Raw genomic sequence first — 26679 nt, forward strand, 5'->3', positions numbered from 1 at the left:
GAGGTCAGGTTCCGCCCCACTGCTGCAGGGCGGTGATGATCAAGGCCAGGCCGATAAGCGTAGTTGGCGTCGCAACCAGTGCCATGTAGGCACGCAGTCCCTCCGCGCGACATTGTTGCCAGATGCGTTTGGCCATCGCTTGCTCTTTGATGGCGAGACCGGCGAAGTAGAGTGCGGCGGGAACAATGGTTACGGTAGCTGCCGCAAGAACGATCAAAATCCATCCTTTCAAATGATGCAAATTGATCGCTGCGCTGGCCAGCAGTCCCAGCCATGCAAGAAAAAGTAGCCCAGAGAAGAGGTAGTACAGGATCGAGTTGCCGATTGCGCCGTTGAGCTTGATCTTTCGGCCTGCCTTTGGTCGTGCATAGCTTACTGTTTTCGTGAAATCGCGCGAGATGGAGGCAGTCAATTTTCGACCTTTCTCAACCATCCAAGCAAGTTGCTCGCTACGAAGAAAATCGATGCTGATTTTCAGCGTTTTTGCTATTGCCGCGACAAGCTTCCCACCAACCAGCATCAGTGCGAGCGCGGCACTGACATACATCCAGAAACTGTTTGTAGTGATCCCATTTAGGTAGCTCAAGATCGACATTCTTCATCTCCTCAGACCCAGTATTGGGTACGGTTCGATAAATCGAACCATGTGCCCATGGGATGATCCTTGCAAGCCACTCCGATGGCTTCGCATCTCTATTGCTTGAATAGCTTGGAAACGGCGTCCGCGACAGCGCGGCCGAGAGCGAGAGGCACGCCATTCCCGATCTGACGAGCGATTGAGGATCTGTCGCCAAAGAACTGCCACTCGTCGGGAATGCCTTGCAAGCGGGCGCCTTCCCGCAGCGTCAAAACGCGATGCTCTGTCGGATGAACGTATCGGCCCTTTGATGCATTCTGGAAGGAGCAGCGCAAAGTATTGGCGGGTGCGTCCAGTTCCATACGTCCCCATACGTCGGTTGCCTGCGCACCCATTCGGAGCCACGAAGGCGGACAGAGTTCAGGTGCGTTGCGCATCACGTCACGCTTGTCTCCGTTCCGAGGAATGACTTTGAAGCGTGCTAGCGCGAGGTCCCCTGGGGGTGGGGCGACGTGGAGATCCTGACCGCTAGGCTTCGCGGGGAGGCCATCGAACGCTTCGCGCACCGTTCGATGACGCTTCGCCGTCGGGGTTGGGCGTTCAGGAAGGCCGATGCGCGAGAAGATTGCGAAGGCTCGCACGCGTAGCTGAGGTGCGCCGAAGTCCGCTGAATTCAGCACCCAATGCGTGGACTTGTAGCCTTGGCGATGCATCCGGCGCCGCAGTGTCTCCCAGTAGCGGGATTCCAAGAATGGTGGCACGTTCTCGACAACTACGACATCCGGCTTGCTGGATGCAGCCCAATCAGCGACGCAGAGAGAGAGAGAGTTCCGCTCGTCGAAATGATCGCGTTTCCCTAGTGTGCTGAAACCCTGGCAAGGGGGGCCTGCAAGCAAAATGCTGCATGGGATGTCCTTGCAAACTTCCCTGGCATCTGTGTGCATAGCATCTGCGCCCACGTTCGCTGCATAGCTGGCGCGTGCGCGTGCGTCTGCTTCGACGGCCAAGCGGGCATGAAACCCGAACTCTCGAAATGCGTGGCCCAGCAATCCTGCGCCTGCGAAGAGTTCGATCGAGCGAAGTGGGGCATGATGATTCACAAAATGAATCATATGCCCTATGCTTCAGGCATGCAACAAGTAAAGCCCATGGAGGCTGCCAACATCGTTTTGGAGGCTCGTACCTGTATGGGAGAGAGTCAGCGGACATTCGCTGCGCGTTTAGGTACGGCGCAATCTCTCGTTTGTAAGTACGAGCGTGGGGACGTGTCGCCCCCTGCTGTAATTTTGATTCACTGTATGAATCTGCTTCAAATGCGACCGGGAAGTGTGAGTCCCGATGAGTTGGTGGCGCTGGTCAAGACTCGGCTGAGCGGCGATCAGATGGCTGCCGCGCGCCAAGCCGTTGCAAAACTCATTCAGTGCCTTCCTGGGCGCTGACCTCTGCCCGGCCTTGGTGCGGCCGCTCCACGTTCTCTGACAAGAACTGTTCGGTTACTTGATGTCGATGACGATGGGTTCCATGGGCGCTGCGGCTGGTGTGGGCGGTGAGGCAACGGCAGCGTCCGCCTCGGTCTCTTTCAGTTCGCGCTCGAACGCGTCAATAGCGTCGGAATGAATCGTCTGGGCACGCTGCAATAGATGCTCAAGGCCTAGTACCTCCCAGGCTGTTTGGGCTGTCCATTCGCGGTCGATGGAATAGAGCAAATCTAATTCTCCTGTGGCCTTTGTGTTCGGGTCAGGCATCGCTCCAATCAGGTAGCCGTGGACTGTGACCTTCTGTTTTAGTTCGCTTTCAATGAACGCTTCGACGCGGCGCATATAACCCTTCAATTGCGCCAGATGGTCCGCAGTCAGAGGAATCGTGGGCGACTTGAACTCCACGATGGTGACGACATGCGGTGATGCCGTATCCGACATGACGAACACAAGGTCAGGTCGGTCAAGCCCCTTCTTGCCGGCGTCATCCTCCAGCGCTGAATATGTGTCGACTTTGAGCAGCTTGGCGAGCTTGCTGGCCAGCTTGTTCAGGTCCTCGTCACTGGTTAGATACTTCGAATATTCCGGCTTAATCAGCCAAGGCTCGTTCTTGAATAGTTGATGCAGTTCGGCCTCGATGCCTTTCTGCTTCCATAGGTCCTCGCCCTTCTCGATCAGCTTGCGCAAGCTGATGATTCCGGACTTTCTGCCGCGATAGAGCTTGAGGGCGTCGCTACGTTCGATGTCAGCAAGTTCCAGCAATTCGCTCGCGACCTGGTGGACGGTTTTCGGGTCAGTCTGCAGTTCGATTAGTCGGATCAGGACTTCGCCGGCATTGACAGAATTGACGACTAGCGGCGCCAATTCCTTGAACTCAAGGCTTTCGATGCCATGGCGCAATGCGATGGTGCGCAAAAGTTTGCCCGCTGGTGCACGGCTACGCTTGGGGAGGTGCTCGATGATCTTGTTCATCCGAGAACCTTCTTCGTTGGCCTTGATCTCCGCGTCGACCTTCGCTTCCCGATGTTTTGCATGTGCCGCAAGTGCGGTCTTCATCAGGTCGGATACATGGGACAAGATTGCTTCGACTACGTCATTGTCTTCTCGAAGCTGTGTGCGATTGGTGTTCACGAAATCAACACCGAGCTGATCCAGGGTGTCGGCAACGACAACACATTCCAGGTAGTCCTGGGCGTGGAAGTTGTGCATGCCCGTGCCGAGCTTGAACAGCGATGGCCCCGCAGCAAGCCGCTTGTTGCAATAAATTCGGGCACCGCGCTTTCCGGCTGGCAAATGCTGACCAGGCTTGCGAAACCTCACTGCGTACTGAATGGGGAGGGTGCCGACGTCCGGAATATTGACAAAGTCAGAGACGAGCTTGCCGGAAGTGGCTGCCGTCTCGGGAAATACGAAGTCGAACTCCACCACTTGCGGCGCAACTGGAGTGCCGTTCAACGAGATAAGAAAGTCCTCGGGCTCGATGCCGTAGAAGGCTTCGGCGAGCGTCGCAATGATCTTGTCTGCCGACGAGCGCACGGCGTCTGGCTTGAGGCCCTTGAGCGTAATCGTTGTTCCTGATGCGTCCTGGTCGGGGTCGTCCTCATAGGTGGCCGGAATCTTGATCTCGCCAAGGTTCGGGGCGTCAGCCAACTTGACAGAATCAAGCGTGAAGATCGTGGCGAAGTTATCGCCAGCACGCTTGGTCTTGACAATGACTTGGCCGGCGATTCCGAAGCCGGCGAGCTTGCCTAGGCCCTTGCGGCCCATCACTGCGCGTTTCCCGCCTTCGGATTTGAGATTTGTTTCTTGGCCGGCCGCGTCTGCTCGACGATGCCGGTTAATTGGCAGAAACTTTTGGGCAACGTCGGCAGGGCTCATGCCGTGGCCATAGTCGCGAATCTCGATGGACAGTTCGCCGGGCAGAGTCTTCTTATAGAGCGACACATCCGGAGGCGCGATGCTCGTGCCAGATGCCGCCGCGGAAGACGCCTCGGACGCCGTAGGCGTACTCGATGGTGCATCAGTGCTGGCCTTCTTTGCTTCCGCGTCAGCTTTCTTCGCTTCAGCCTTCGCCTTCTTGTCCGCTTCTTTCAGGGCGAGCCGTTGTGCCTCGATTTCATCAAATGGAATGGTGATCTCGACCTTCGGGGCATTGCTGTCGTAGGCATTCGCCACGAACTCGACGAGGCACTTGCCCAGCGTCGTATACATGTTGATGCCGAGGGCCTCCAACATGCCCCCTTGAATAGCCAGATTGAATTCGTCAGGTTTTTGGATTGTCGTCACTATGAATCTCCCCTTTTCGCCGCCGTAGTTGATCCCGATGAAGGGCGTTGCGCGATTGTGTTAAACCCGAGTGCAGCATCCTGCCGCGTGATGACAACGCAGCGGGCGCAGGCGTGCCTGCCCCATGGCGAGTGGGGCATCCTACAGCGAAGTGTGATGGGTTCTCAGCAGGGCGCAGGCGCGCCAACTACTTCGCCTGGCGTGACGGCCCGAACAACCTTGACTGGTCACTGAACGCGTGCGACATGCTTCCTATTACCGACTGAGCGCTCAAGTTTGCCTTCACGCATAAGGATGCCGAGCACGCTATATGAGAGGTAATCCTTTGAGCCGCCACCATAGTCGCTGCGAAGGCCAAGAAGGCTGGCAGCATCTGAATTCGAAATTCCGGTCGGATTGGCCCGTGCAAGCTCAAGTACGGCATCTTTCAGCAGTGCGAGCGCGATTTGCGCTTTCTCTTTGACGCCCGAGGGGATTACGACTGCTGTGCGCACCTTCTTCGAGAGGCCCGAAGGAAGAACGTTGTTGAGCAGGCGTCCACCTGTATCGACGGTGCCAAACGATGCGATCAGCTCGGCTTCAAGTCGGATGGCCTGGGGCTCAGTTAGCGAGTCAACCAAGCGAGCAACAAGGACATGATGCCCGGCTGCCTCAATTTCCTTGATCTTCGAGCCTTTCCGCGAATCGTCGGGCTTGACGAGGTGATCGTGTGATCGCGTGCCCGTTCCCTTGCCAATATAGAAGGGCAGAGCCGGTGACTCCCGGGGGTCCTTGAGGGCGTACACGTAGTAAGAGGTATCGAGAGACATAAGCTTGTGCAATCTCCGAGCTGACAGACCGGTCTTAGACCAGCTCTTTAGGTGGCCGGACATTCGGGCCGCATCGGGCTTCCACAAGCCCGCGCTTCATCGAACTGACGGGAGATTGTCATCTTCAAGCGGTTGCCCCGCGAGCGACGGGCTCGCGCTCTCCGATTTGCTCCAAAAAGCCGGCACAAATTTGGCACAAGCAAGGAGGGAAAAAATCGGGAAATCGCGGGAAATCGACAGACAACAAAAAGCCGCCCCGAGGGGCGGCTTTCAGAGGGGAGTTCCCTTTTTTTTGGTGCCGGAGAGATGAATCGAACACCCGACCTTCTCATTACGAATGAGCTGCTCTACCGACTGAGCTACACCGGCGAAGCCTTCGATTATAACGAGGTTTTCAGGGCTTTTGAGCGTGGTACTGGGTCAAACGCTCGACTTCGTTTCGCGAACCCAACATCACGCTGACGCGCTCGTGCAGCTTGGTGGGCTGCAGGTCGAGGATGCGCTGCTTGCCGTTGGTGGCGGCGCCGCCGGCCTGTTCCACCAGCCAGCTCATGGGGTTGGCCTCGTACATCAGGCGCAGCTTGCCGGCCTTTTCGGGCTCGCGCTTGTCCCACGGGTACATGAACACGCCGCCGCGCATCAGGATGCGGTGCACGTCGGCCACCATGCTGGCGATCCAGCGCATGTTGAAGTCCTTGCCGCGCGGGCCTTCCTTGCCGGCCAGGCATTCGTCGATGTAGCGCTTCACGGGCTCGTCCCAGTGACGCATGTTGCTCATGTTGATCGCGAATTCCTTGGTGTCGGGCGGAATCTGGATGTCTTCCTGCGTCAGCACGAAGCTACCCTGCTCGCGGTCGAGGGTGAACATGGCGACGCCGTTGCCCACGGTCAGCACGAGGGTGGTCTGCGGGCCGTAGATGCAGTAGCCGGCGGCCACCTGCTGGGTGCCGGCCTGGAGGAAGTCGCCCTCCTGCACGCCGGGGTGCTCGTCGGGCTTCTTGAGCACGCTGAAGATGGTGCCGATGCTGACGTTGACGTCGATGTTGCTGCTGCCGTCGAGCGGGTCGAACATGAGCAGGTACTCGCCCTGCGGGTAGCGGTTGGGCACGACGTAGATGCTGTCCATCTCCTCGCTGGCCATGGCGGCGAGGTGGCCGCCCCATTCGTTGGCCTCGATCAGCACCTCGTTGGCGATGATGTCCAGCTTCTTCTGGATCTCGCCCTGCACGTTCTCGCTCTCGGCGGTGCCGAGCACGCCGCCCAGGGCGCCCTTGTTGACGGCCTGGCTGATGCTCTTGCAGGCACGGGCAACCACTTCGAGCAGCAGCCGCAACTGGCCGGGGATGAGGCCGTCGGCGCGCTGCTGTTCGACGAGGTAGCGGGTGAGGGAAATCTTCTGTTGAGCCATGAGGGTTCTTCGGTTTCTCTTCGATGCGTTGCTTGGGTGCGGATCAGCTGCCGGCCAGGGCGCGGGTCACGACTTCGTGGGTGTCCTTGCTCAGGTCGGGCTTGGCGGCCACGCGCGCGATGGCTTCGCGCGCGGCGCTGCGGTAGGGCTCGGCGAGCTTGCTCCAGCGGTCGAGGGCGCGCGCGAGGCGGGCGGCCACCTGGGGGTTGAGGGCGTCGAGCTCGATGACGCGCTCGCTCCAGAACACGTAGCCGGCGGCGTCGGGGCGGTGGAAGGCACCGGGGTTGGCGCTGCAGTAGCTGAAGATGACGCTGCGCGCGCGGTTGGGGTTCTTCAGCGAGAAGTCGGGGTGCTTCATGAGCTGCTTCACCAGCGGCAGGATGTCGCCGCCGCGGTCGCTGGCGCCGGCCTGCAGCGAGAACCACTTGTCGATGACCAGGGCCTCGTTCTTGAACAGGGCATGGAAGCGCGCGAGCGCCTGCGCGGCCAGGGTGTGGCCCGAGGAGACGAGGGCGTTGAGCGCGTTGAAGCGGTCGGTCATGTTGCCCGCGTCCTTGAAGCGCTGCAGGGTCTTGCCGGGCCAGACGGTGTCGCCCGACGAGCGCGCGGCCAGGCACAGGAAGTTGAGCGCCATGCCGGCCAGGGCGCGGCGGCCCGAGCTCAGCGGATCGGGGCTGTAGGCGCCGGTGTCGTGGTGCGCCTCGTAGGCCTGCTGCCAGTCGCTGAACAGGGCGGTGGCGAGCTGGGCGCGCATGGCTTCGCGCACGAGGTGCACGCGCTGCGGATCGACCACGTCGAGCTGCTCGGCGATGTAGGTTTCCGACGGCAGGGTGAGCACCAGCTCCTTGAAGGCCGGGTCGAGCTGCGGATGGCGCAGCACGCTGCGCATGGCCTCGAGGTAGGCCTCGCCGAGCACCGGGGTGGTGTCGGTGGCCAGGGCAGCGATGCCCTGCAGCGCGGCGCGCAGGCCCAGGCGCTGGCCGGCTTCCCAGCGGTTGAAGGGATCGGGGTCGTTGGCCAGCAGGGTCAGCAGCTGGGCGTCGCTGTACTCGAAGTCGAGGATCACCGGCGCGCTGAAGCCGCGCAGGATCGAGGGCACGGGCTCGGCGTCGAGGTTGGTGAAGGTGAACTGCTCGCCGGCGCGCGACAGCACCAGGGTGCGGGTGCCGGCGCTGCCTTCGGCCTCGCCCTCGAGCTGCACGGGCAGCTCGCGGCCGCTGGCGTCGAGCAGGCCGAGGTTGAGCGGAATGACGAACGGGTCTTTGCTGGGCTGGCCCGGGGTGGGCGGGCAGCTCTGCAGCACGCTCAGGGTGTAGCTGCGGTTGGCGCTGTCGTACACGCCGCTGGCCTTCAGGCGCGGAGTGCCGGCCTGGCTGTACCAGCGCTTGAACTGGGGCAGCAGGCGCGCGAGTTCGGAGTCGGGGTTGGCGTCGGCGATGGCCTGGGCGAAGTCGTCGCAGGTCACGGCCTGGCCGTCGTGGCGCTCGAAGTAGAGGGTGATGCCCTTCTCGAAGCCCTTGCGGCCCACCAGGGTCTGCATCATGCGAACGACCTCGGCACCCTTCTCGTAGATGGTGACGGTGTAGAAGTTGCTGATCTCGATGTAGCTGTCGGGCCGCACCGGGTGGGCCATGGGGCCGGCGTCTTCGGGGAACTGGGCGGTGCGCAGCACGCGCACGTCTTCGATGCGCTTGACGGCGCGCGCCGAGGCGTCGGCGCACAGGTCCTGGCTGAACTCCTGGTCGCGGAAGACGGTGAGGCCTTCTTTCAGCGAGAGCTGGAACCAGTCGCGGCAGGTCACGCGGTCGCCCGACCAGTTGTGGAAGTACTCGTGGCCGACCACGCTCTCGATGTTGCTGTAGTCGGCGTCGGTGGCGGTGGCCTGGTTGGCCAGAACGTACTTCGTGTTGAAGATGTTCAGGCCCTTGTTCTCCATGGCGCCCATGTTGAAGTCGCTGGTGGCCACGATCATGAAGCGGTCGAGGTCCAGCGGCAGGCCGAAGCGGGCCTCGTCCCACAGCACCGAGTTGATCAGCGAGTTCATCGCGTGCTCGGTCTTGTCGAGGTCGCCGGCGCGCACGTACACCTGCAGCAGGTGTTCCTTGCCGCTGCGCGCCTTGATGCGCTGCTCGCGCGCCACCAGCTTGCCCGCGACCAGCGCGAACAGGTAGCTGGGCTTCTTGAAGGGGTCGACCCACTTGGCGAAGTGGCGGCCCTCGGGCAGGTCGCCGTGCTCGACCAGGTTGCCGTTCGACAGCAGCACCGGGTAGGCGGCCTTGGCGGCGCGCAGGGTGACGGTGTACATCGCCATCACGTCGGGCCGGTCGAGGAAGTAGGTGATGCGGCGGAAGCCCTCGGCCTCGCACTGCGTGAAGAAGGTGTCCTCGCTCACGAACAGGCCCATCAACTTGGTGTTCTTGATGGGGCAGCAGGTGGTGAAGAGCTCGAGCTCGAACGAGCCTTCTTCCGCGGCGGGCAGGCCGTCGAGCACGAGCTGGTCGCCTTCCATGCGGAACGAGGCGCCCTGGCCGTTGACCAGCACGCGCGCGAGGTTGAGCTCGTCGCCGTCCAGGCGCAGCGGCTGCGCCGGCACGTCGGGGTTGCGGCGCAGGCGCATGCGGTTGAGCACGCGGGTCTTGGCCGGGTCGAGGTCGAAAGTGAGGTCGACGGTGTCGATCCAGAAGGCCGGCGGTGCGTAGTCTTCGCGGCGGATGGCGTTCGGTGCGGCTTGGGCACCGCTGAAATCAGGCAGCAACGGCATCGAGGGTCTCCAGAAAATTCGAATGGGCGAGTTCGTTGTAGTCGCGCACGGCGGCGATCACGTGGGGGCCGGCGAGTTCGGCGGCGCTGTGGGTGCTGCACACGGCCACGGCGCGCATGCCGCCACGGCGCGCGGCCTCGATGCCGAAGGGGGCGTCCTCGAACACGATGCAGCGTTCGGGCGCCACGCCGATGCGGCGCGCGGCCTCGAGAAAGATGGCGGGCGTGGGCTTGCCGCTGAAGCCTTCGTCGCCGCCGACGATGGCCAGCGGCAGCGGGTCCATCTTCAGGCGCGACATGGCGAACTCGATGTTGTGGCGATCGCCCGCGGTGCCCACGGCCACCTTCAGGCCGCGCGCGACGGCGGCCCTGGCGAAGGCGGTGAAGCCTGCGACTTCGGTGAAGTTGTCGCTGAACATCGCGCGGTAGATCTCTTCCTTCTCGTGCACCAGCGCCAGGCACTCGGCGTCGGACAGCTCGCGCTCGAACAACTCGCGCATGCACTCGGCGCCGGTGCGGCCCGTGGTGCGCGCGAGGATGTCGCTCACGTCGAGCACCAGGCCGTGGCGCGCCACGAACTCGACCCACGAGCGCGCATGCCAGGGCATGGAGTCGATCATGGTGCCGTCCATGTCGAAGATCAGGGCTTCGACCTTGCCGTTGAGGTTCATGCGGGGCTGCGCGGGTGGTTGCGGTGGTGACGAAAAGGAAGAGGCAGGATCAGACGCCCTGCTTGAGCGAGGCTTCGATGAACACGTCGAGGTCACCGTCGAGCACCTTCTGGGTGGCCGAGATCTCGACGTTGGTGCGCAGGTCCTTGATGCGGCTGTTGTCCAGCACGTAGCTGCGGATCTGGTGGCCCCAGCCCACGTCGGTCTTGCTGTCCTCGAGCTTCTGCTGCTCTTCCTGGCGCTTGCGCATCTCGTGGTCGTACAGGCGCGAACGCAGGCGCTTCCACGCCACGTCGCGGTTGCTGTGCTGGCTGCGGCCGTCCTGGCACTGCACCACGATGCCGGTCGGGATGTGCGTGAGGCGCACGGCCGAGTCGGTCTTGTTGATGTGCTGGCCGCCCGCGCCGCTGGCACGGAAGGTGTCGGTGCGCACGTCCGCCGGGTTGATCTCGATCTCGATGGAGTCGTCGATCTCGGGGTAGACGAAGATGCTCGCGAAGCTGGTGTGGCGCCCGCCCGAGGAGTCGAACGGCGACTTGCGCACGAGGCGGTGCACGCCGGTCTCGGTGCGCAGCAGGCCGAAGGCGTAGTCGCCCTCGACCTTGATGGTCGCGCTCTTGATGCCGGCGGTGTCGCCCGGGGTCTCGTCCTCGAGCTGGATCTTGAAGCCCTTGCGCTCGGCGTACTTGGTGTACTGGCGCAGCAGCATGCTGGCCCAGTCGCAGGCCTCGGTGCCGCCGGCGCCGGCCTGGATGTCGACGAAGGCGTTCAGCGGGTCGGCCGGGTTGTTGAACATCCGGCGGAACTCGAGCTGCTTGATGTCGGCTTCGAGCGTGGCGGCGTCATCGGCGATGGCCTGCAGGCCGTCGACGTCGCCTTCTTCCTTCGACATCTCGTAGAGCTCGGTGTTGTCCGACAGGCCGCTGGTGAGGCGGTCGAGCGTGACGACGACGTCGTCGAGCGACTTCTTTTCCTTGCCCAGTTCCTGGGCCTTCTTGGGGTCGTTCCAGACGTTGGGATCTTCGAGCGATGCGTTGACCGTCCTCAGACGTTCGGCTTTGGCATCGTAGTCAAAGATACCTCCGGAGATCCACCGTCCGCACGCTCAGGTCCGCAAGCGTTGCGCCGATCTGGTTGATTTGTTCTGCGTCCATGGGGTGGTCCTGACTGTGTGGGTTGGCGAGGGGAAGAGGGGGCGTGCCCTCCAGGGAACCCGCCATTTTCTCACGGGTGGCGGATGACCCCATGGGGAGTGCCATTCCGGTGCCGCCAAAGGCGAAAAGCCCCCTGGGCGCGGCGCGCGCAGGGGGCCGGGAGGGCGTGGAGCGGCGGCGTCAGAACGCGGGCACCAGCGCGCCCTTGAACTGCGTCTCGATGAAGCTCTTGACCTCGGGCGACTGGTAGGCCGCCACCAGGCGCTTGGCCCAGGGCTTGTCCTTGTCGGCGCGGCGCACGGCGATCAGGTTGGCGTAGGGGCCCTTGGGCGATTCCTTGATCACGGCGTCCTTGTTGAACGAGAGGCCGGCCTTCTCGGCGTAGTCGTTGTTGATGGCGGCGATCACGAGGTCGTCGAGCGAGCGCGGGAGTTGCGCGGCGTCCAGCGGCACCAGCTTGAGCTTCTTGGGGTTGGTCACCACGTCGAGCGGGGTGGCGGTGTTGTTCTTCACGGCCTCGGGCTTGAGCGTGATCAGGCCGGCCTGCTGCAGCAGCAACAGCGCGCGGTTGCCGTTCGACGGGTCGTTCTGGATGCCGACCGCGGCGCCCTCGGGCAGCTGGTCGATGCTCTTGAGCTTCTTCGAATAGAAGCCCAGCGGCGCGGTGATGGTCAGGCCCACGGGCACGAGGTCGAAGCCGCGCGCCTTGATCTGGTTGTCGAGGAAGGGCTGGTGCTGGAAGGCGTTGGCGTCGAGGTCGCCGGCCGCGAGCGCGGCATTGGGCAGCTGGTAGTCGTTGAAGACCACGACCTGAACCGTGAGGCCGTCCTTGGCGGCGACCTTCTTCACCACCTCGAAGATCTGCTCGGCGTTGCCGACCGAGATGCCGACCTTGACGGTGTTCTTGTTGTCCTGGGCCTGGGCGCCGCCGGCGATGCCGCCGAGGAGGGAAGCCGCCAGGGTGGCGGCAAGGAGGCCGCGGCGGCGAAGGATGCTGTGCATGGTTGAGGTGGCGCTGCGCGCTCGAAAAAGAAAGGCGCGAATGTGGCAGCAGGCGGGCGCGATGGGAACGAACCAATGCGCATATCCATATGGGAGCCCCTGCTCGCTTTATGGTGTATGTGGTTGAACGTTTGCGCTTCTTTATGTGTTTTCAGGAATAAGCATCGCCCGATTTGTTCGTTCCCTTTCGATGCCTTTCTTTTCATACTCGGCACCTTTTTGCGAATCCGTGGCCGATGGTTTTTCCTGGCGGCCGCACGCATCCGTTCCTTGGTTCCCCCAGACATGAGCAACCCATCGTCCGACCCGGCCCGCGGCAGCGCGGAACCGGTCATCCGCCTCCAGTCGGTGCAGAAGTCCTTCGCGCTGCCCAGCGGCGAGGTCTTCGACGCCGTGCAATCGCTGTCGCTCGACATCCAGCAGGGCGACGTGTTCGGCCTGATCGGCAAGAGCGGCGCCGGCAAGTCGACCCTTCTGCGCCTGATCAACCTGCTCGAGCGGCCCGACGCGGGCCGCGTGCTGGTCGGCGGGCGCGACCTCACGACGCTGTCGCGCCGCGAGCTGCGCGACACGCGCCAGAACATCGGCATGATCTTCCAGCAGTTCAACCTGCTGCAGAACGCCACGGTGTTCGACAACGTGGCCTTCCCGCTGAAGATCCACGGTCGCCACTCGCGCGCCGAGATCGATGCCCGGGTGCGCGAATGCCTGGAACTGGTGGGCCTGTCGGAAAAGATCGACACCTACCCGGCCCAGCTCTCGGGCGGCCAGAAGCAGCGCGTGGCGATCGCCCGCGCGCTGGCGCCGCGCCCGCAGGTGCTGCTGTGCGACGAACCGACCTCGGCACTCGACAGCGAGACCACGCGCTCGCTGCTCGAGACCTTGCGCGACATCAACCAGAAGATCGGCGTGACCATCGTGATCGTGACGCACGAGCTGTCGGTGGTCGAGGTGCTGTGCCGCAACGTGGCGATCCTCGAGAAGGGCCGGCTGGTCGAGCAGTTCGAGGTCGACGCCGCGCCGAGCGAGGCGCGCAAGACCGCGCTGGGCCGCGAGATCGACGAGCTGGTGCGGCGCCGCGAACGCGATGCACGCGAAGCGCGCGAGGCTGGCGAAGCCGCCTCGGCCAGCGCCCCGGTCGCCACGCAACGCAGCGCGCTGGAGGTGGCCTATGTTTGAGAACATCGCCCCCATCCTTCCCGAGCTCTGGGTCGCGACCGGCCAGACCTTCATGATGCTGGCCATCGGCCTGTCGGCCGCGGTGCTGATCGGCGGGCCGCTGGGCATCCTGCTGTTCCTGCTCGGCCCGGGCCAGTCGCTCGCCAACCGGCCCGCGTTCCTGATCCTGAACTGGCTCGTGAACACGGTGCGCTCCTTCCCCTTCATCATCCTGCTGGTGGCGCTGGTGCCGTTCACGCGCATCATCGCGGGCACCTCGATCGGGCCGCTGGCCGCGGCGGTGCCGCTGTCCTTCGCGGCCATTCCCTATTTCGCGCGGCTGGTCGACCAGTGCCTGCGCGAGGTGCCGCGCGGCGTGATCGAGGCGGCCCATGCGATGGGCGCCTCGGAGCTGCAGATCGTCTGGCGCGTGCTGGTGGTCGAGGCCCGCTCGGGCCTGGTGCTGGCGCTCACGGTGCTGGCGGTGAGCTTTCTCTCCTACTCGGCGATCGCCGGCGTGGTGGGCGGCGGCGGCATCGGCGACCTGGCCATCCGCTACGGCTACTACCGCTTCCAGACCGACGTGATGGTGCTCACCGTGGCGCTGCTCGTGGTGCTGGTACAGATCCTGCAATTCGTCGGCAACACTGCGGCGCGCAGGCTCGACAAGCGTTGATTCGTTTTTTCTCCCGTTCCCTTTTCTCTTTCTTTCCTGCAAAGCCTTCCGTCATGACCACCGCACTGCTGCGCCGTTCCGTCCTCGCCCTGTCCCTCGCCGCGCTGTCGCTCGGCGGCCTCTCGCTGCCGGCGCAGGCTCAGGACGCCAAGAAGAACCTCACGATCGGCGGCACCGCCGGCTCGAACATCGACCAGCTCAAGCAAGGCATCGTGCCGATCCTCGAGAAGAAGGGCTACAAGGTGAAGCTGGTCGAATTCAACGATTACGTGCAGCCCAACCTGGCGCTGGCCCAGGGCTCGCTCGACGCCAACTTCTTCCAGCACCAGGTCTACCTGAAGAAATTCGCGGCCGACCAGAAGCTGGATCTCGCCGAGCTGGTGCAGGGCCCGATCGCGCCGCTGGGCGTGTACTCGACCAAGCGCAAGACGCTGGCCGACTTGAAGGAAGGCGACCGCGTGACGCTGCCGAACGACCCGAGCAACCTGGCGCGCGCGCTGGTGCTGCTGGAGCAGAACAAGCTGATCACGATCAAGCAGGGCGTGGATCCGCTGCGCGCTTCCGAGAAGGACGTGGCCGACAACCCCAAGAAGCTGAAGTTCATTCCGCTCGAGGCCGCACAATTGCCGCGCTCGCTCGGCGACACCGAGTACGCGATCATCAACGGCAACTTCGCGATCTCCTCGGGCCTGAAGCTCACCGAAGCGGTGGTGCTCGAGAAGACGCCCGACTACTACCTGAATGTCGTGGCCGTGAAGACCGCGGACAAGAACACCGCCTGGGCCAAGGACCTCGTGGAGGCCTACCACTCGAAGGAGTTCAAGACGGTGGTCGACACGAAGTTCCAGGGCTACGCGAAGCCCAGCTTCCTGCAATAACCAACTACTTTCCTGAGAGGGACCTTCCCATGCCCGTGCTGGCCGTGTTCGATGCGCAAGCGAGCTGGAGCGACACCCATGTGTGCGACGGCTGGATTACCGACCGGCTGGCCGCGCAGGGCGTGCGATGGGGGCGCGAGGACGCCCCCGCGCCGCTCGCGGGCGAGGAGGTCCGCGTGCTCGGGCAGGCCGGGTTGTTCTACGTGCCTGAGGGCGAGGGCTATCTGGGCCTGCTGCTCGAGGCCGGCGAATGGGTCGCGCTGCCGGTGGGGCGGGCCCGGGTGTTCTTCGACGACGGCGAGGGCGCGGACGATGCGCTGCCGCATGCGGCGCTGCCGGGCTTCGAGGCCTTCGTCGAAGAGGTGCTGTCGCTGACGGGGAACGACGCCGACGAGGGCTGAGGTTCGCCGCCGCCGCCGCTCCCCCGAGCGGCGTTTCTCCTTCTTCTTTCTAAGCCGCCAGGCGCTGCGCCGTCCGACCTTCGGGCCGCGCCAGCCCGAGGTGATCGCGCAGGGTGCGCCCCTCGTACTCGGTGCGAAACAGCCCGCGCTTCTGCAGGATCGGCACCACCCCGTCGACGAAATGTTCGAGCCCGTGCGGCAGCGCATCGGGCATGAGGTTGAAGCCGTCGGCCGCGCCGCCCTTGAACCAGTGCTCGATGTCGTCGGCGATCTGCTCGGGCGTGCCCACGATCACGCGGTGGCCGCCGCCGCCCGCGAGTTCGCGGATCAGCTGGCGCACCGTGTAGCCATGGGTGCGGCCCGCCGCCACCACCGCGTTGAAGAAGGTGTGGTTGCCGTTGCCATTGCCGGGCAGCGGCAGGTTCTCGGGCAGGCGCTCGTCGAGCTTGAGGCGATCGGGCGCGATGCCCAGCGTGCCCGCGATGCGCGTGAGGCTGTAGTCCCACGGGATCAGGTCGACCAGCTCGTCGCGGCGGCGCAGCGCCTCGGCCTCGGTGCCGCCGACGATGGTGGTGAGGCCCGCGAGCACCTTCACCGCGTCGGGGCCGCGGCCCAGTTCGGCCGCGCGGGTCTTGAGGGCGCGTGCATAGGTCAGCGATTCCTCGAAGGACTGCGAGGCCGAGAACACGGCCTCGGCATGGCGCGAGGCGAGCTCGCGCCCGTCGGCCGAGGCGCCGGCCTGCACCAGCACCGGATGGCCCTGCGGCGCGCGCGGCAGGTTCAGCGGGCCCTGCACCGCGAAGTGCTCGCCGCGGTGCGCGATGGCGTGCACCTTGGTGGCGTCGACGAAGCTGCCCGCGGCCTTGTCGCCGACGAAGGCGCCGTCTTCCCAGCTGTCCCACAGCGCCTTCACGATGTCGGCGAACTCCGAGGCGCGCGCGTAGCGCTTCGCATGGTCGGGCGTGGCCTCGAGGCCGAAGTTGCGCGCCGAGGGCAGGTCGGCCGTGGTCACCATGTTCCAGCCCGCGCGGCCATTGCTCACGTGGTCGAGCGTGGAGAAGCGGCGCGCGATGTTGTAGGGCTCGTTGTAGCTGGTCGAGGCGGTCGCGATCAGCCCGATGTGGGTGGTGGCCGCGGCCACGCAGGCCAGCAGGATGGTGGGCTCGAGCGCGGTGATCGGGCGGAAGTGGATCTGGTCGACGATGGCCGCGTTGTCGGCCAGGAAGATCGCGTCGAGCTTGCCCGCTTCCGCGATCTGCGCGGTGCGGATGTAGTGCCGGATGTCGGCGAAGGCCCAGGGGTCGGCCTCGGGCAGGCGCCAGGCCGAGGGCACGAAGCCCGAGTGCAGGATGTTGACGTTCAGGTGCAGCCGCCGGGGAGGCGCGCTGCGGGTGGCGGAGCCGCTCATCGGTCGGTCATTTCGAGAAGTAGTCGGGCAGCCGGTAGCCGGCCCACACGGGATTGGCGAGGAAGACGCGCTGGAACTCGGGCGACTGGTAGGCCGCGACGATGTCCTTCGCGAACTTCGCGTTCTCGTTGCCGCGCTTGACCGCCACCACGTTGACGTAGGGCAGGGTCATGTCCTCGAGCTTGAGCGCCTCGGTGAGCTTGAGGCCCGAGGCGACGGCGAAGTTGCCCTGCACGGCGGCGAGGTCGGCGTCGGCCAGCGAGCGCGGTGCCTGGGCGGCATCGAGCGGCACCAGCTTCAGGCGCTTGGGGTTGCTCGCGATGTCGCGCTCGGACACGCTCAGCGGGTTCACGCCGGTCTTGAGCTGCACCCAGCCGATGGCCGCGAGGATGTTGAGCGCGCGCGCCGCGTTCACCGGGTCGGCCGGCAGCGTGACGGTGGCGCCATCGGGCACGCTGGCCAGCGACTTGTGGCGCTGCGAATAGAGGCCCATCGGCGGCGTCGGCACGTGGACGATCGGCACCAGGTCGAAGTTCTGCTGCTGGTTGGTGGCGTTGAGGTAGAGCGTGTGCTGGAAGATGTTGGCGTCGATCTGGCCGCGCTCGACCGCGTCGTTGGGCTGCACGCCCTGGCTGAACTCGACGTACTTGACGGTGTAGCCGAGCTTGGCGAGCTGGGGCTCGATGCCCTTGGTGAAGGCGTCGCGGTACGGGCCCGGCATGAAGCCGACGCGCAGGTCGGCGGCCTGGGCCGCGCTGGCGAGGCCCAGTGCGAGGGCGAGGCCGCCGGCCAGAGCCAGGCGGCGGGAAAGGGCGAGAGGGCGCATGAGAGAGGGGCTCCAGAACTGAACCGGGCACTCTAGGAGCCGCTGCCGCGCGCGCGAACGAATATTCGTAAGCTTGCATATGCGGACAGCGGTCATAGGATCGCTGGCATGACCCAACACATCGGAATCGTGGGCTGCTCCGCCGAAGGCGCGGCCCTTTGCTACAAGACCATCTGCGTGGAGGGCGCCGCGCTGCTCGGCCCCCACGCGCACCCGGAGGTGTCGATGCACACGCCCTCGCTCGCGGACTACGTGCGCTGCCTCGATGCGGGCGACGTGGCCGGTGTGGGCGAGCTGATGCTCGCTTCGGCGCGCAAGCTGCAGGCCGCGGGTGCCGACTTTTTGATTTGCCCCGACAACACGATCCACCAGGCCTTCGACTACGTGGCGCCGCGTTCGCCGCTGCCCTGGCTGCACATCGCCGAGGTGGCGGCCGACGAGGCCGTGCGGCGCGGCTTCCGGCGCATCGGCATCACGGGCACGCGCTGGCTGGTCGACAGCGAGGTCTATCCGTCGAGGCTCGCGGCGCGCGGCCTCGAGTACCGCCGGCCGAACGCGCAGGAGCGCGACGAGACCGGGCGCGTGATCATGGACGAGCTGGTCAACGGCATCTTCAGCCCCGAGGGCGTGGCGAGCTTCCAGCGCGTGATCGAGCGCATGAAGGTAGAGGAGGGCTGCGACGCGGTGGTGCTGGGCTGCACCGAGATCCCGCTGATCATCAGCGATGCGAACTCGGCGCTGCCGACGCTCGACTCGACGCGGCTGCTGGCGCGCGCGGCGTTGCGGCGGGCGGTGCAGCCGGCCTGACTAGGCGAGGAAATCCTCGATCAGCTTCGCCACCCGCTGCGGCTGGTCGTGGTGCAGCATGTGGCCGGCATCGGCCAGCTGCTCGATGCGTACCGAGGGCACCGAGGCCAGGCGCTGGTGGAACTCCTCGAGCGTATAGCGGTTCTTCCACCAGCCCTGGAGGCTGTCGTCGGCCGCTTCGATCATCAGCGTGGGCGCGGCAATGCGCGCATAGAGCGCGCGCACCTCGTCGACGCGGAAGATGTTGGCGTTGATGACCTTGTGCGCGGCCTCGCCGAGGATCTGCCAGCGCGCGCTGCCGTCGGGCTGAACGCGGCTGGCCGACCAGTGGCTCGCGAGCCAGTCGGCCTTGTCCTGCGACAGCCGCGGGTTGGTCTTCATGAGCCGGCGCGCCACGCCGTCGACGGCCGAGTAGCCGGCGAGCTCGAGTTCGCCGCGGTGCAGCCGCTTGAGTTCGTCGATCCACTGGCCGTAGCGCGCGGGCGCTTCCTCGGGCTGGCGCGCGGGCATGCCGAAGCCCTCGAGGTTGACCAGCCGGCGGATGCGCTCGGGCCGCACGCCCGCGTAGTGCATGACGACGTTGCCGCCCATGCTGTGGCCCACGAGGTCGACCGGACGCGCGGCCTCGCCTTCGCCCGCGTAGTGGTCGAGCAGCCATTCGAGGTCGGCCAGGTAGTCGGGCAGCCAGTAGTTGTCGACCCCGCCGCCATCGGTGAGGCCGAAGCCGCGCCAGTCGGGCGCGACGATGAAGCGCTCCTCGGCGAGCGCGTCGACCACGAACTGCCAGGAGGCGGCCACGTCCATCCAGCCGTGCACCAGCACCAGCGGCGGCCGCTCGGCCGAGGGCTGGCCCCAGAGCCGCACGTGGTAGCGGAGGTTGCGCACGGGCACGAATTCGCTGTGCGAGGGACGGAGGGCGTGGTACATGGCTCCGATGATAAGGAGCCGGGTCGAAGCGCACAGTCCGCCAGACGACAGTGGCGTGACGGCCGCGCCGCTCGGGTTTGGCACCACCGCCAGCGCGCCGCGGAGCCCGGCGGTACATTTCCGCGCATGCAAAAAATCAGACTCGGTCAGAGCGACCTTCACGTCACGCCCATCTGCCTCGGCACCATGACCTTCGGCGAGCAGGTCGACGAGTCCACGGCCCATGCCATCCTGGCGCGCTCGCTCGAGCGCGGCGTCGACTTCATCGACACGGCCGAGATGTACTCGGTGCCCACGCGCCAGGAGACCTACGGCGCGACCGAGACCATCATCGGCAACTGGTTCGCGGCCAACCCCGGCGCGCGCCGGAAGCTGACGCTGGCGAGCAAGGTCGCGGGCCCGCTGCGCAACACGCCCTGGGTGCGCGAAGGCGTGGGCATGACGGGCGCGGACATCGTGGCCTCGTGCGAGGCGAGCCTCAAGCGGCTGCAGACGGACGTGATCGACCTCTACCAGATCCACTGGCCCGAGCGCCATGTGCCGGCCTTCGGCAACATCTACTACGACCCGGCCAAGGAGGTCTCGCAGACCCCGATCCGCGAACAGCTCGAGGCGCTGGCCGGGCTGGTGAAGGCCGGGAAGATCCGCGCCATCGGCCTGTCGAACGAGACGCCCTATGGCGTGCACGAGTTCGTGCGGCTGGCCGAGGAACACGGCCTGCCGCGCGTGGCGACGGTGCAGAACGTCTACAACCTCGCGAGCCGCGGCGCAGAGAACGGCCTCGACGAAACCATGCACCGGCTCGGCGTGTCGCTGCTGGCCTATTCGCCGCTGGCCTACGGCCTCCTGACGGGCAAGTACGACCAGAGCGGCATCACCGGCCCGGACGCGCCGCAGGAAGCTCGCATCACGCGCTACGAATCGGTGCGCAAGCTGCGCTGGGGCCGGCCCGACGCGCTCAAGGCCGCGCGCCGCTACAACCAGCTCGCGCTCGACAACGGCCTGACGCCGGTGAAGCTCGCGCTGGCCTTCTGCTACACCAAGTGGCAGGTGGCGAGCACCATCATCGGCGTGCGCACGGTCGAGCAGCTCGACGAGGACATCGATGCCTGGGGCACGACGCTGTCGCCCGAACTGCTCGCGCAGGTCGACGCGATCCGCTGGGAGATCCGCGACCCTGCGGCCTGATCTTCTCGTTCAGCGCGCGCATTCGCCGCGCGCGGCCGCCAGCGCAAGCGCGGGCAGGCTCAGCAGGCCCATGTCGCCGCCCTTGAACTGGCCCTTCATGCAGTCGCCGTGCGCGGCGCCCGACAGGCCCGCGCTCAGGCGGCTGTCGAGCGCGGCGCGCGTGCCGGCCGGGTTCAGTGCCTGGTTGGCGCGTTCGGCGAACGAGGGCACGCGATCGCTGTCGCGCAGGGCGCGGCGGGTGGCTTCGGAATTCAGGATCAGCGGGGCGGGCGGTGCTGCAATCGCAGCGGACGCTTCGGCCGGGGCGGCGACGGCATCGCGCGGTGCCGGCTCGGGCCTTGTCGCGCTGCGTGTGGGCGCAGCCCGCACGCGTGCCGCTGCCGGGGCCGATGCCCTGGGCTCGACCCGCACCGGCGCTGCGCGCGGCTTCGGCACATCGACCCATGCGATCTCGACGACCCGCTGCACCGGAAAGACCGGCCGCGCGTGCGGCCGCGTCGCCACGAGCAGCAACCACAGCACCGCCACATGCGCGGCGACCACGGCCAGCACGAGCGCCGGCAGGAACAGCCGCCGCATCAGTCGCCCGCGTCGCTCCGCCATTCGAGCAGGTCGCCCGGCTGGCACTGCAGCGCCTCGCAGATGCGCTCCAGCGTATCGAAGCGCACGCCGCGCACCTTGCCGCTCTTGAGCAGCGAGAGGTTCTGCTCGGTGATGCCCACGTGCTCGGCCAGTTCGCGCGAGCGCATCTTGCGCCGCGCCAGCATCACGTCGAGGTTGACGACGATGGGCATCGTTCAGACGAAGCCCGCGTTGTCGTCGGCCAGCCGCCGCGCCTCGACCATGACGCGCGCGATCGCCACCAGCACCGCGCCGAACAGGATGTGCAGGCCGTCGAACCACGAGAAGCTCAGCGCCAGGAAGCGCTGGCCCGGCGGATTGCCCAGGCTCTGCGCCACGGTCATGAGGCCGCGCGCGAGCGGCAACAGCAGCGACAGCAGCAGCACGGCCCAGGCGAAGCGCATCAGCGCGTCTTGCGCGGCGGCGCCGAACACGCGGCCGTGGCGGTACTCGCCGAACAGCCGCCAGATCTGCCGCAGCGCATACAGGCCGCCGCCCACGGGCAGCAGGCTGACCAGTGCGGTGCGCCAGCGCGCGGCTTCGTCGGGTGGTGGGCCGGGCAGGCCGAGGAAGCTCGCGGCGCCGAGGAAGCCGGTCCATTCCCAGCGGTGGGCCAGCAGCAGGAGCAGCGGCTGCACGACGAGCAGCGCCGCGCCCGCGAGGGCCAGCGCCTGGACGACGCGGGCATGCCGCGCGAGATGAAGCGAGGGCGAGGCTGGCGTATGCTGCATGGCGCACCCATGTTGGTTGTGAATCGATAAAAGTTTATCGTAAAACAATAAGTTTTTTGCTGAAGCGCTCCTGAAGGGGTGCTGTCCTTACCGTTTGCCATGGCCAAGAAGAACGCCCACGTCTCCGAGACGCCCGCCACCCAGCTCTTGCGCGCCCACAAGGTCGCGTTCACCGAGCACCCCTACGAATACATGGAGCAGGGCGGCGCCCAGCGCGGCGCCGAGATGCTGGGGCTCGATCCGTTCATGGTGATCAAGACGCTGGTGATGCAGGACCAGGACGCCAAGCCGCTGCTGGTGCTGATGCATGGCAACCGCACGGTGTCGACCAAGAACCTCGCGCGGCAGATCGGCGCCAAGTCGGTCGAGCCCTGCAAGCCCGAGGTGGCGCAGCGCCACAGTGGCTACATGGTGGGCGGCACCTCGCCCTTCGGCACCAAGCGCGAGATGCCGGTGTACGTGGAGGCGACGGTGCTCGCGCTGCCGCGCATCGTGCTCAACGGCGGGCGGCGCGGCTACCTGATCGGCATCGACCCGCAGGTGTGCGTGCAGCTGCTGGGCGCGACGCCGGTGGAGTGCGCGCTGGCAGAATAGCCGGCTCCTGCGATTCGATCGCCGGCGCTGCGCGTCCCGCCCGGGGCGCATCGGCGCGGCGATGCGTCCCCCCGAAGAACAACACCGATCCGCGGAGACCCGCCTTGACCTTTCACCTGCCTACCCTGATCGCCATCGTGGCGTCGTACCTGCTCGGCTCGCTGTCCTTCGCCGTCATCGTGAGCAGGGCGCTCGGCATGGCCGACCCGCGCAGCTACGGCAGCAAGAACCCTGGCGCGACCAACGTGCTGCGCTCGGGCAACAAGGGCGCGGCGCTGGCCACGCTGCTGCTCGACGCGATCAAGGGCTGGGTGCCGGTGTTCGTGATCCGCCACTGGGGCGCGCAATGGGGCCTGGACGACGGCGTGGCCGCGGTGGCCGGCGTGGCCGCCTTTCTCGGCCACCTGTACCCGGTGTTCTTCGGCTTCCAGGGCGGCAAGGGCGTGGCGACGGCGGCCGGCGTGCTGGTCGGCATCGCGCCCTGGCTCGGGCTCGCGACCGGCGCCACCTGGCTGATCATCGCGGTGTTCTTCCGCTACTCGTCGCTCTCCTCGCTGGTCGCCGCCTTCTTCGCGCCGGCCTACTACCTGATCGGCGGCGGCATCGCGTGGCCGCTGAGCCGCACGGCGCTGGTCGCCATCATCGTCATGAGCCTGCTGCTGATCTGGCGGCATCGCGAGAACATCCGCCGGCTCGCCGCCGGCACCGAGTCCAGACTGGGCTCCAAAAAGAAAAAGGACTGAAGGATCACCATGGGCACCATCACCCGCTTCCACGTCGGACCGCGTCTTTCCGAGACCGCGGTGCACAACGGCACCATCTACCTCGCGGGCCAGGTGCCCGACGACACCACGCAGGACATCCGCGGCCAGACCCAGCAGGTGCTGGCCATGGTCGACCGCCTGCTGGCCGAGGCCGGCAGCGACAAGTCGCGCATCCTCATGACGCAGATCTTCCTGGCCGACATCGCCGACATCACGGCGATGAACGAGGTCTGGGACGCCTGGATCCCAGCCGGCAACACGCCGCCGCGCGCGACGGTGCAGGCCAAGATGGCCAACGCCGGCTACAAGATCGAGATCGTGGTGACCGCAGCGCAGGCCTGATCGGGCCGCGCTTTCAATAGCGCTTCTCGAGCACCATCTGGTCGGCGTCGCGCCGCATCGAGAAGCGGTTGATGAAGCTGTTGCCCAGCAGCACGAAGGGCATGGACTGCGGCGAGACGATGGCCTCGAGGTCGTAGACCTCGACGTCGCCCACGCGCACCGAGCGCAGCCGCAGCAGATAGCCGGGCGCCACGCCGTTGGCGGTGTTGACCTGCACCGGCCGGCCCTTGCTGTAGTCGAGGCCGATGCGCTGCGCGTCGGCCACCGACATGGCGACCGTGGTCGCGCCGGTGTCGAGCATGAAGGTGACCGGGCGATCGTTGATCAGGCCCTGGGTCATGAAATGGCCGCGGCTGTCGGCCGGCAGCACGATGCGGTTGCCGCTGCCGCCCGAAGAGCCGCCGCCGCCGATGCTCACGGGCGTGTCCATGCGCAGCGTGACGCGCTTGCCCGCGGACTCGACCACCGCCTGCTCGGACTGCAGCGAGACCAGCTTCACGCCCTGGAAGGTTTCGCCCACCGCCACCGTCTTGGGCGCGCTGCCGTTGACGATCAGGATCGCGCGGCTGCCGATGGTGCCGGTCAGCATCACCGAGTCGGCCGCGAGCGCCGACGATGCCGCCACCGCGGCCAGAACGAACGCGGCGACGGCGCAAGCCTTCATGGGCCGGGACTCAGTCGCGGAAGTTGTTGAAGGACAGCGGGGTATCCGGCACGTCCTTCTTGATCAGCGCCATGGCGGCCTGCAGGTCGTCGCGCTTGGCGCCGGTGACGCGCACCGCGTCGCCCTGGATCGCGGCCTGCACCTTGATCTTGCTGTCCTTGATCAGGCGCTGGATCTTCTTGGCGATGTCGCCCTCGATGCCGTTCTTGATCTTGATGACCTGCTTGACCTTGTCACCGCCGATCTTCTGCACGTCGCCCTTGTCGAGGAAACGCACGTCGACGCTGCGCTTGGTGAGCTTGCTGCGCAGGATGTCCTCGACCTGCACGAGCTGGAACTCGGCATCGCCGGTCATGGTGATCTCCTTGTCCTTGAGCTCGACGGCAGCCGCGGTGCCCTTGAAGTCGAAACGGGTGGCGATTTCCTTGGCGGTGTTCTCGACGGCGTTCTTGACCTCGGGCAGATTGGGTTCGCAGACGGTGTCGAAAGACGGCATGGGCTCTCCTCAGATGTCACGGTAGCTGGATGCGACAATTCTCCCATGATCGTGGAGCACAACGTCCCGCTGCAGCCGTACAACAGCTTCGGCATCGTCGCGCGCGCGCAGCACCTGGTGCGCATCGCGAGCGAGGCCGACCTGGCCGCGCTGCATGCCGACACCGAATGGCGCGACGCGCCGCGTTTCGTGCTGGGTGGCGGCAGCAATATCGTGTTGACCGGTGACGTGAAGCCGCTGGTCCTGAAGGTGGAGATCCAGGGCCGCCGGCTGGTCGAGGAGACGCCGCGCGCCTGGATCGTGGAGGCCGGCGCCGGCGAGGTCTGGCACGACACCGTGCAGTGGACCCTGGCGCAGGGCTATCCGGGGCTCGAGAACCTCGCGATGATCCCGGGCACGGTGGGCGGTGCGCCGGTGCAGAACATCGGCGCCTACGGCGTCGAACTGCAGGACCGCTTCGATTCGCTCGATGCCTTCGATCTGGAAACCGGCCGCAGCTTCACGCTCGACGCGGCGCAATGCGCCTTCGGCTACCGCGACTCGGTGTTCAAGCACGTGCGCGGCGCGGGCGGCGCCAATGACTTCGGCCTGGCGGGCCGCGCGCTGATCACGCGCGTGCGCTTCCGGCTGCCCAAGCCCTGGAAGGCGGTGGCGGGCTACCTCGACCTGGAACGCAGGATGGAGGAAACCGGCAACTTCACGCCCGATGCGAACGACATCTTCGACTGGATCTGCGCCATCCGCCGCGCCAAGCTGCCCGACTGGCGGGTGCTGGGCAACGCGGGCAGCTTCTTCAAGAACCCGACCGTCACGCCCGAGCAGTGCGCCGACATCATCGCGCGCGAGCCGAAGATCGTGCACTACCCGATGGACGACGGCAGCATCAAGCTCGCGGCTGGCTGGCTGATCGACGCCTGCGGCTGGAAGGGCAAGTCGGTGGGCAATGCCGGCGTCTACGAGAAGCAGGCGCTGGTGCTGGTCAACCGCGGCGGCAACGAGAACCCGGTGACCGGCGGCGAGGTGATGACGCTGGCCAAGGCGATCCAGACCAGCGTGTACGAGCGCTTCGGCATCCGGCTGGAGCCCGAGCCGGTGGTGGTCTGACCCGACGCCGCCTGGCCGCATGGATCTCGACTTCCTGCACCTGAACTACCGCCGGCGCATTTCCGCGCTGGTGTGGCTGCGGCGGCTCGTGATCGTGGCGGCGATCGCCGCGCTGGTGTTCTCGCGCGGGCGCTGGTGGAGCGTGGCGCTGGGATTCATCGGCACCGGCCTGCTGGTGGCGGTGATGGGCTGGTTCGAGACCAGCCTGCGCCGCCAGTTCATCCGCGAGGCGCGGCTGCCGCCCTTCCTGGTCCACAAGCTGATCGCGGCCCATCCGCAGCTGAGCCGGCGCGATGCCGAGCTGGTGCTGCGCGGCCTGCGGCAGTTCTTCATGGCGCACCTGCGCAGCGGGCGCAAGTTCGTCGGCATGCCCTCGAAGGTGGCCGACACCGCCTGGCACGAGTTCATCCTCCATACCCAGGGCTACCAGCACTGGTGCCAGGCGGCCTTCGGCGGCCTGCTGCACCACACGCCGGCCGAGGTGCTGGGGCGCGATCCCAAGCGCAACGACGGGCTGCGCCGCAGCTGGTACTGGGCCTGCAAGGAGGAGAGCATCGATCCGCGCAAGCCGGCGCGGCTGCCGCTGCTGTTCGCGCTCGACGTCAAGTTCGGCATCGAGGGTGGCTTCAACTACGTGCCCGACTGCCGCGACATCGACCGGCAGGCCGGCTCCGATGCCCACTGCGGCACGAGCTTCGGCGAAGGCGGCTCATCGAGCGGTGGCTGTGGCGGCGATGCGGGCGGCTTCGGCGGCAGCGAATCGAGCGGCGGCGATGGCGGCGGCGGGGATTCGGGCGGTGGTGACGGCGGCGGCTGCGGTGGGGGCTGCGGGGGCGGAGGCGGCGGGGACTGAGCGCCCCGTAACGGTGGCACTGACCCGTCCTGCCCTAGGTTGACACCTAAGAAGGACCCAGAGCCGGCCCGTTGATGCCGGCAATAGACGCCCGAT

At 66.1% G+C, this 26679-nt stretch carries 29 protein-coding genes and 1 tRNA gene; 12 read left to right on the plus strand and 18 right to left on the minus strand.

Annotation, left to right across the window (positions count from 1 at the left end; translation table 11 throughout):
• Positions 1-4: 4 nt before the first annotated feature.
• Positions 5-595 (minus strand): hypothetical protein, encoded by a 591-nt coding sequence (locus AC07RV_RS43730; protein ID WP_296777721.1) that lies wholly within the window; start codon positions 593-595, stop codon positions 5-7.
• A gap of 98 nt (positions 596-693) precedes the next feature.
• The gene (locus AC07RV_RS43735; protein ID WP_366928987.1) at positions 694-1689 is read right to left on the minus strand and encodes a DNA cytosine methyltransferase; all 996 of its coding nucleotides are present in this window, start codon (positions 1687-1689) and stop codon (positions 694-696) included.
• Here AC07RV_RS43735 and AC07RV_RS43740 point away from each other — a divergent pair.
• Positions 1591-2016, plus strand: a complete 426-nt coding sequence (locus tag AC07RV_RS43740; RefSeq protein WP_296777722.1) for a helix-turn-helix domain-containing protein — start codon at positions 1591-1593, stop codon at positions 2014-2016. The genes AC07RV_RS43735 and AC07RV_RS43740 overlap by 99 nt on opposite strands.
• Positions 2017-2070: 54 nt before the next feature.
• On the opposite strand, the gene AC07RV_RS43745 is transcribed toward AC07RV_RS43740, so the two are convergent.
• The 8 genes from AC07RV_RS43745 to AC07RV_RS43780 all read right to left on the minus strand — a co-directional run bounded on the left by AC07RV_RS43745 (position 2071) and on the right by AC07RV_RS43780 (position 12145).
• Positions 2071-4341 (minus strand): ATP-binding protein, encoded by a 2271-nt coding sequence (locus tag AC07RV_RS43745; RefSeq protein ID WP_296777725.1) that lies wholly within the window; start codon positions 4339-4341, stop codon positions 2071-2073.
• 227 nt (positions 4342-4568) lie between these two features.
• Entirely contained in the window at positions 4569-5150 is a 582-nt protein-coding gene (locus AC07RV_RS43750; protein WP_296777727.1) for a GIY-YIG nuclease family protein, read from the minus strand.
• A gap of 293 nt (positions 5151-5443) precedes the next feature.
• Positions 5444-5519, minus strand: a tRNA-Thr gene (locus tag AC07RV_RS43755).
• A 25-nt stretch (positions 5520-5544) separates the two neighbouring features.
• The gene (locus AC07RV_RS43760; RefSeq protein ID WP_296777730.1) at positions 5545-6558 is read right to left on the minus strand and encodes a class 1 fructose-bisphosphatase; all 1014 of its coding nucleotides are present in this window, start codon (positions 6556-6558) and stop codon (positions 5545-5547) included.
• A gap of 43 nt (positions 6559-6601) precedes the next feature.
• Positions 6602-9319: an aminopeptidase N gene (gene pepN / locus AC07RV_RS43765; protein WP_296777733.1), complete on the minus strand. Its 2718-nt coding sequence runs from the start codon at positions 9317-9319 to the stop codon at positions 6602-6604.
• On the minus strand, positions 9303-9989 hold the full coding sequence (locus AC07RV_RS43770; RefSeq protein ID WP_296777737.1) for an HAD family hydrolase: 687 nt from the start codon (positions 9987-9989) through the stop codon (positions 9303-9305). The genes pepN and AC07RV_RS43770 overlap by 17 nt, the downstream gene beginning before the upstream one ends.
• A 49-nt stretch (positions 9990-10038) precedes the next feature.
• A protein-coding gene (gene prfB / locus AC07RV_RS43775) for a peptide chain release factor 2 (protein ID WP_143129059.1) occupies positions 10039-11143 on the minus strand; the annotation gives its coding sequence in 2 pieces (ribosomal slippage) (positions 10039-11061 and positions 11063-11143; 1104 coding nt in all).
• 180 nt (positions 11144-11323) lie between these two features.
• Entirely contained in the window at positions 11324-12145 is an 822-nt protein-coding gene (locus AC07RV_RS43780; RefSeq protein WP_093340251.1) for a MetQ/NlpA family ABC transporter substrate-binding protein, read from the minus strand.
• 285 nt (positions 12146-12430) lie between these two features.
• Between AC07RV_RS43780 and AC07RV_RS43785 the strand changes: the two genes are divergently transcribed.
• Genes AC07RV_RS43785 through AC07RV_RS43800 form a run of 4 tightly spaced genes read left to right on the plus strand, consistent with a single transcriptional unit; the run spans position 12431 to position 15258 of the window.
• Positions 12431-13324: a methionine ABC transporter ATP-binding protein gene (locus AC07RV_RS43785; protein WP_093340249.1), complete on the plus strand. Its 894-nt coding sequence runs from the start codon at positions 12431-12433 to the stop codon at positions 13322-13324.
• A complete protein-coding gene (locus tag AC07RV_RS43790) occupies positions 13317-13979 on the plus strand; it encodes a methionine ABC transporter permease (RefSeq protein WP_093340247.1) in 663 nt (220 codons plus the stop codon). Before AC07RV_RS43785 ends, AC07RV_RS43790 begins: the two co-directional genes overlap by 8 nt.
• Before the next feature lie 53 nt (positions 13980-14032).
• Entirely contained in the window at positions 14033-14857 is an 825-nt protein-coding gene (locus tag AC07RV_RS43795) for a MetQ/NlpA family ABC transporter substrate-binding protein (protein WP_208508281.1), read from the plus strand.
• Positions 14858-14886: 29 nt separating this feature from the next.
• Positions 14887-15258, plus strand: a complete 372-nt coding sequence (locus AC07RV_RS43800; protein WP_057594907.1) for a hypothetical protein — start codon at positions 14887-14889, stop codon at positions 15256-15258.
• Positions 15259-15307: 49 nt separating this feature from the next.
• Here AC07RV_RS43800 and AC07RV_RS43805 read toward each other — a convergent pair whose 3' ends face one another.
• Positions 15308-16666 (minus strand): LLM class flavin-dependent oxidoreductase, encoded by a 1359-nt coding sequence (locus tag AC07RV_RS43805; protein ID WP_296777748.1) that lies wholly within the window; start codon positions 16664-16666, stop codon positions 15308-15310.
• A 7-nt stretch (positions 16667-16673) separates the two neighbouring features.
• A complete protein-coding gene (locus AC07RV_RS43810; protein ID WP_296777751.1) occupies positions 16674-17492 on the minus strand; it encodes a MetQ/NlpA family ABC transporter substrate-binding protein in 819 nt (272 codons plus the stop codon).
• A gap of 108 nt (positions 17493-17600) precedes the next feature.
• Here AC07RV_RS43810 and AC07RV_RS43815 point away from each other — a divergent pair, with 108 nt between their 5' ends.
• On the plus strand, positions 17601-18299 hold the full coding sequence (locus AC07RV_RS43815; RefSeq protein WP_296777754.1) for an aspartate/glutamate racemase family protein: 699 nt from the start codon (positions 17601-17603) through the stop codon (positions 18297-18299).
• On the opposite strand, the gene AC07RV_RS43820 is transcribed toward AC07RV_RS43815, so the two are convergent.
• Complete coding sequence (locus AC07RV_RS43820; protein WP_296777757.1) at positions 18300-19226, minus strand: alpha/beta fold hydrolase; 927 nt, start codon at positions 19224-19226, stop codon at positions 18300-18302.
• Positions 19227-19352: 126 nt separating this feature from the next.
• Between AC07RV_RS43820 and AC07RV_RS43825 the strand changes: the two genes are divergently transcribed.
• On the plus strand, positions 19353-20414 hold the full coding sequence (locus tag AC07RV_RS43825) for an aldo/keto reductase (RefSeq protein ID WP_296777796.1): 1062 nt from the start codon (positions 19353-19355) through the stop codon (positions 20412-20414).
• A 9-nt stretch (positions 20415-20423) separates the two neighbouring features.
• On the opposite strand, the gene AC07RV_RS43830 is transcribed toward AC07RV_RS43825, so the two are convergent.
• The 3 genes from AC07RV_RS43830 to AC07RV_RS43840 are packed head-to-tail and all read right to left on the minus strand — an operon-like array spanning position 20424 to position 21766.
• Positions 20424-21017: a hypothetical protein gene (locus AC07RV_RS43830; RefSeq protein WP_296777799.1), complete on the minus strand. Its 594-nt coding sequence runs from the start codon at positions 21015-21017 to the stop codon at positions 20424-20426.
• Entirely contained in the window at positions 20993-21208 is a 216-nt protein-coding gene (locus tag AC07RV_RS43835; RefSeq protein ID WP_093340234.1) for a helix-turn-helix domain-containing protein, read from the minus strand. Before AC07RV_RS43835 ends, AC07RV_RS43830 begins: the two co-directional genes overlap by 25 nt.
• Positions 21209-21211: 3 nt before the next feature.
• Entirely contained in the window at positions 21212-21766 is a 555-nt protein-coding gene (locus AC07RV_RS43840; protein WP_093340232.1) for a DUF2975 domain-containing protein, read from the minus strand.
• Between the two features lie 99 nt (positions 21767-21865).
• On the opposite strand from AC07RV_RS43840, the gene AC07RV_RS43845 reads away from it, so the two are divergent.
• The 3 genes from AC07RV_RS43845 (at position 21866) to AC07RV_RS43855 (ending at position 23466) form a co-directional block, all read left to right on the plus strand.
• A complete protein-coding gene (locus AC07RV_RS43845) occupies positions 21866-22360 on the plus strand; it encodes an aminoacyl-tRNA deacylase (RefSeq protein ID WP_296777805.1) in 495 nt (164 codons plus the stop codon).
• Between the two features lie 104 nt (positions 22361-22464).
• On the plus strand, positions 22465-23103 hold the full coding sequence (gene plsY, locus AC07RV_RS43850; protein WP_296777807.1) for a glycerol-3-phosphate 1-O-acyltransferase PlsY: 639 nt from the start codon (positions 22465-22467) through the stop codon (positions 23101-23103).
• Positions 23104-23112: 9 nt separating this feature from the next.
• Entirely contained in the window at positions 23113-23466 is a 354-nt protein-coding gene (locus tag AC07RV_RS43855) for a RidA family protein (protein WP_093340227.1), read from the plus strand.
• A 13-nt stretch (positions 23467-23479) separates the two neighbouring features.
• Here AC07RV_RS43855 and AC07RV_RS43860 read toward each other — a convergent pair whose 3' ends face one another.
• Together AC07RV_RS43860 and AC07RV_RS43865 are read right to left on the minus strand one after the other, a co-directional pair.
• The gene (locus tag AC07RV_RS43860; protein ID WP_296777812.1) at positions 23480-24130 is read right to left on the minus strand and encodes a retropepsin-like aspartic protease family protein; all 651 of its coding nucleotides are present in this window, start codon (positions 24128-24130) and stop codon (positions 23480-23482) included.
• A 10-nt stretch (positions 24131-24140) separates the two neighbouring features.
• Positions 24141-24626: a YajQ family cyclic di-GMP-binding protein gene (locus AC07RV_RS43865; protein WP_093340224.1), complete on the minus strand. Its 486-nt coding sequence runs from the start codon at positions 24624-24626 to the stop codon at positions 24141-24143.
• Between the two features lie 45 nt (positions 24627-24671).
• On the opposite strand from AC07RV_RS43865, the gene murB reads away from it, so the two are divergent.
• Complete coding sequence (gene murB, locus AC07RV_RS43870; RefSeq protein ID WP_296777815.1) at positions 24672-25730, plus strand: UDP-N-acetylmuramate dehydrogenase; 1059 nt, start codon at positions 24672-24674, stop codon at positions 25728-25730.
• 19 nt (positions 25731-25749) lie between these two features.
• On the plus strand, positions 25750-26583 hold the full coding sequence (locus AC07RV_RS43875) for a glycine-rich domain-containing protein (RefSeq protein ID WP_296777818.1): 834 nt from the start codon (positions 25750-25752) through the stop codon (positions 26581-26583).
• Positions 26584-26679 lie beyond the last annotated feature (96 nt).

The organism is Variovorax sp. GW821-FHT09B01, assembly GCF_059418345.1.

Bases quoted from the DNA above. Each gene is read 5' to 3' on its own strand.
- AC07RV_RS43730 (WP_296777721.1), bottom strand. From the start codon at position 595: ATGTCGATCTTGAGCTACCTAAATGGGATCACTACAAACAGTTTCTGG.
- AC07RV_RS43740 (WP_296777722.1), top strand. From the start codon at position 1,591: ATGAAACCCGAACTCTCGAAATGCGTGGCCCAGCAATCCTGCGCCTGC.
- AC07RV_RS43735 (WP_366928987.1), bottom strand. From the start codon at position 1,689: ATGATTCATTTTGTGAATCATCATGCCCCACTTCGCTCGATCGAACTC.
- AC07RV_RS43750 (WP_296777727.1), bottom strand. From the start codon at position 5,150: ATGTCTCTCGATACCTCTTACTACGTGTACGCCCTCAAGGACCCCCGG.
- AC07RV_RS43760 (WP_296777730.1), bottom strand. From the start codon at position 6,558: ATGGCTCAACAGAAGATTTCCCTCACCCGCTACCTCGTCGAACAGCAG.
- pepN (WP_296777733.1), bottom strand. From the start codon at position 9,319: ATGCCGTTGCTGCCTGATTTCAGCGGTGCCCAAGCCGCACCGAACGCC.
- AC07RV_RS43770 (WP_296777737.1), bottom strand. From the start codon at position 9,989: ATGAACCTCAACGGCAAGGTCGAAGCCCTGATCTTCGACATGGACGGC.
- AC07RV_RS43780 (WP_093340251.1), bottom strand. From the start codon at position 12,145: ATGCACAGCATCCTTCGCCGCCGCGGCCTCCTTGCCGCCACCCTGGCG.
- AC07RV_RS43785 (WP_093340249.1), top strand. From the start codon at position 12,431: ATGAGCAACCCATCGTCCGACCCGGCCCGCGGCAGCGCGGAACCGGTC.
- AC07RV_RS43790 (WP_093340247.1), top strand. From the start codon at position 13,317: ATGTTTGAGAACATCGCCCCCATCCTTCCCGAGCTCTGGGTCGCGACC.
- AC07RV_RS43795 (WP_208508281.1), top strand. From the start codon at position 14,033: ATGACCACCGCACTGCTGCGCCGTTCCGTCCTCGCCCTGTCCCTCGCC.
- AC07RV_RS43800 (WP_057594907.1), top strand. From the start codon at position 14,887: ATGCCCGTGCTGGCCGTGTTCGATGCGCAAGCGAGCTGGAGCGACACC.
- AC07RV_RS43805 (WP_296777748.1), bottom strand. From the start codon at position 16,666: ATGAGCGGCTCCGCCACCCGCAGCGCGCCTCCCCGGCGGCTGCACCTG.
- AC07RV_RS43810 (WP_296777751.1), bottom strand. From the start codon at position 17,492: ATGCGCCCTCTCGCCCTTTCCCGCCGCCTGGCTCTGGCCGGCGGCCTC.
- AC07RV_RS43815 (WP_296777754.1), top strand. From the start codon at position 17,601: ATGACCCAACACATCGGAATCGTGGGCTGCTCCGCCGAAGGCGCGGCC.
- AC07RV_RS43820 (WP_296777757.1), bottom strand. From the start codon at position 19,226: ATGTACCACGCCCTCCGTCCCTCGCACAGCGAATTCGTGCCCGTGCGC.
- AC07RV_RS43825 (WP_296777796.1), top strand. From the start codon at position 19,353: ATGCAAAAAATCAGACTCGGTCAGAGCGACCTTCACGTCACGCCCATC.
- AC07RV_RS43830 (WP_296777799.1), bottom strand. From the start codon at position 21,017: ATGGCGGAGCGACGCGGGCGACTGATGCGGCGGCTGTTCCTGCCGGCG.
- AC07RV_RS43835 (WP_093340234.1), bottom strand. From the start codon at position 21,208: ATGCCCATCGTCGTCAACCTCGACGTGATGCTGGCGCGGCGCAAGATG.
- AC07RV_RS43840 (WP_093340232.1), bottom strand. From the start codon at position 21,766: ATGCAGCATACGCCAGCCTCGCCCTCGCTTCATCTCGCGCGGCATGCC.
- AC07RV_RS43845 (WP_296777805.1), top strand. From the start codon at position 21,866: ATGGCCAAGAAGAACGCCCACGTCTCCGAGACGCCCGCCACCCAGCTC.
- AC07RV_RS43855 (WP_093340227.1), top strand. From the start codon at position 23,113: ATGGGCACCATCACCCGCTTCCACGTCGGACCGCGTCTTTCCGAGACC.
- AC07RV_RS43860 (WP_296777812.1), bottom strand. From the start codon at position 24,130: ATGAAGGCTTGCGCCGTCGCCGCGTTCGTTCTGGCCGCGGTGGCGGCA.
- AC07RV_RS43865 (WP_093340224.1), bottom strand. From the start codon at position 24,626: ATGCCGTCTTTCGACACCGTCTGCGAACCCAATCTGCCCGAGGTCAAG.
- murB (WP_296777815.1), top strand. From the start codon at position 24,672: ATGATCGTGGAGCACAACGTCCCGCTGCAGCCGTACAACAGCTTCGGC.
- AC07RV_RS43875 (WP_296777818.1), top strand. From the start codon at position 25,750: ATGGATCTCGACTTCCTGCACCTGAACTACCGCCGGCGCATTTCCGCG.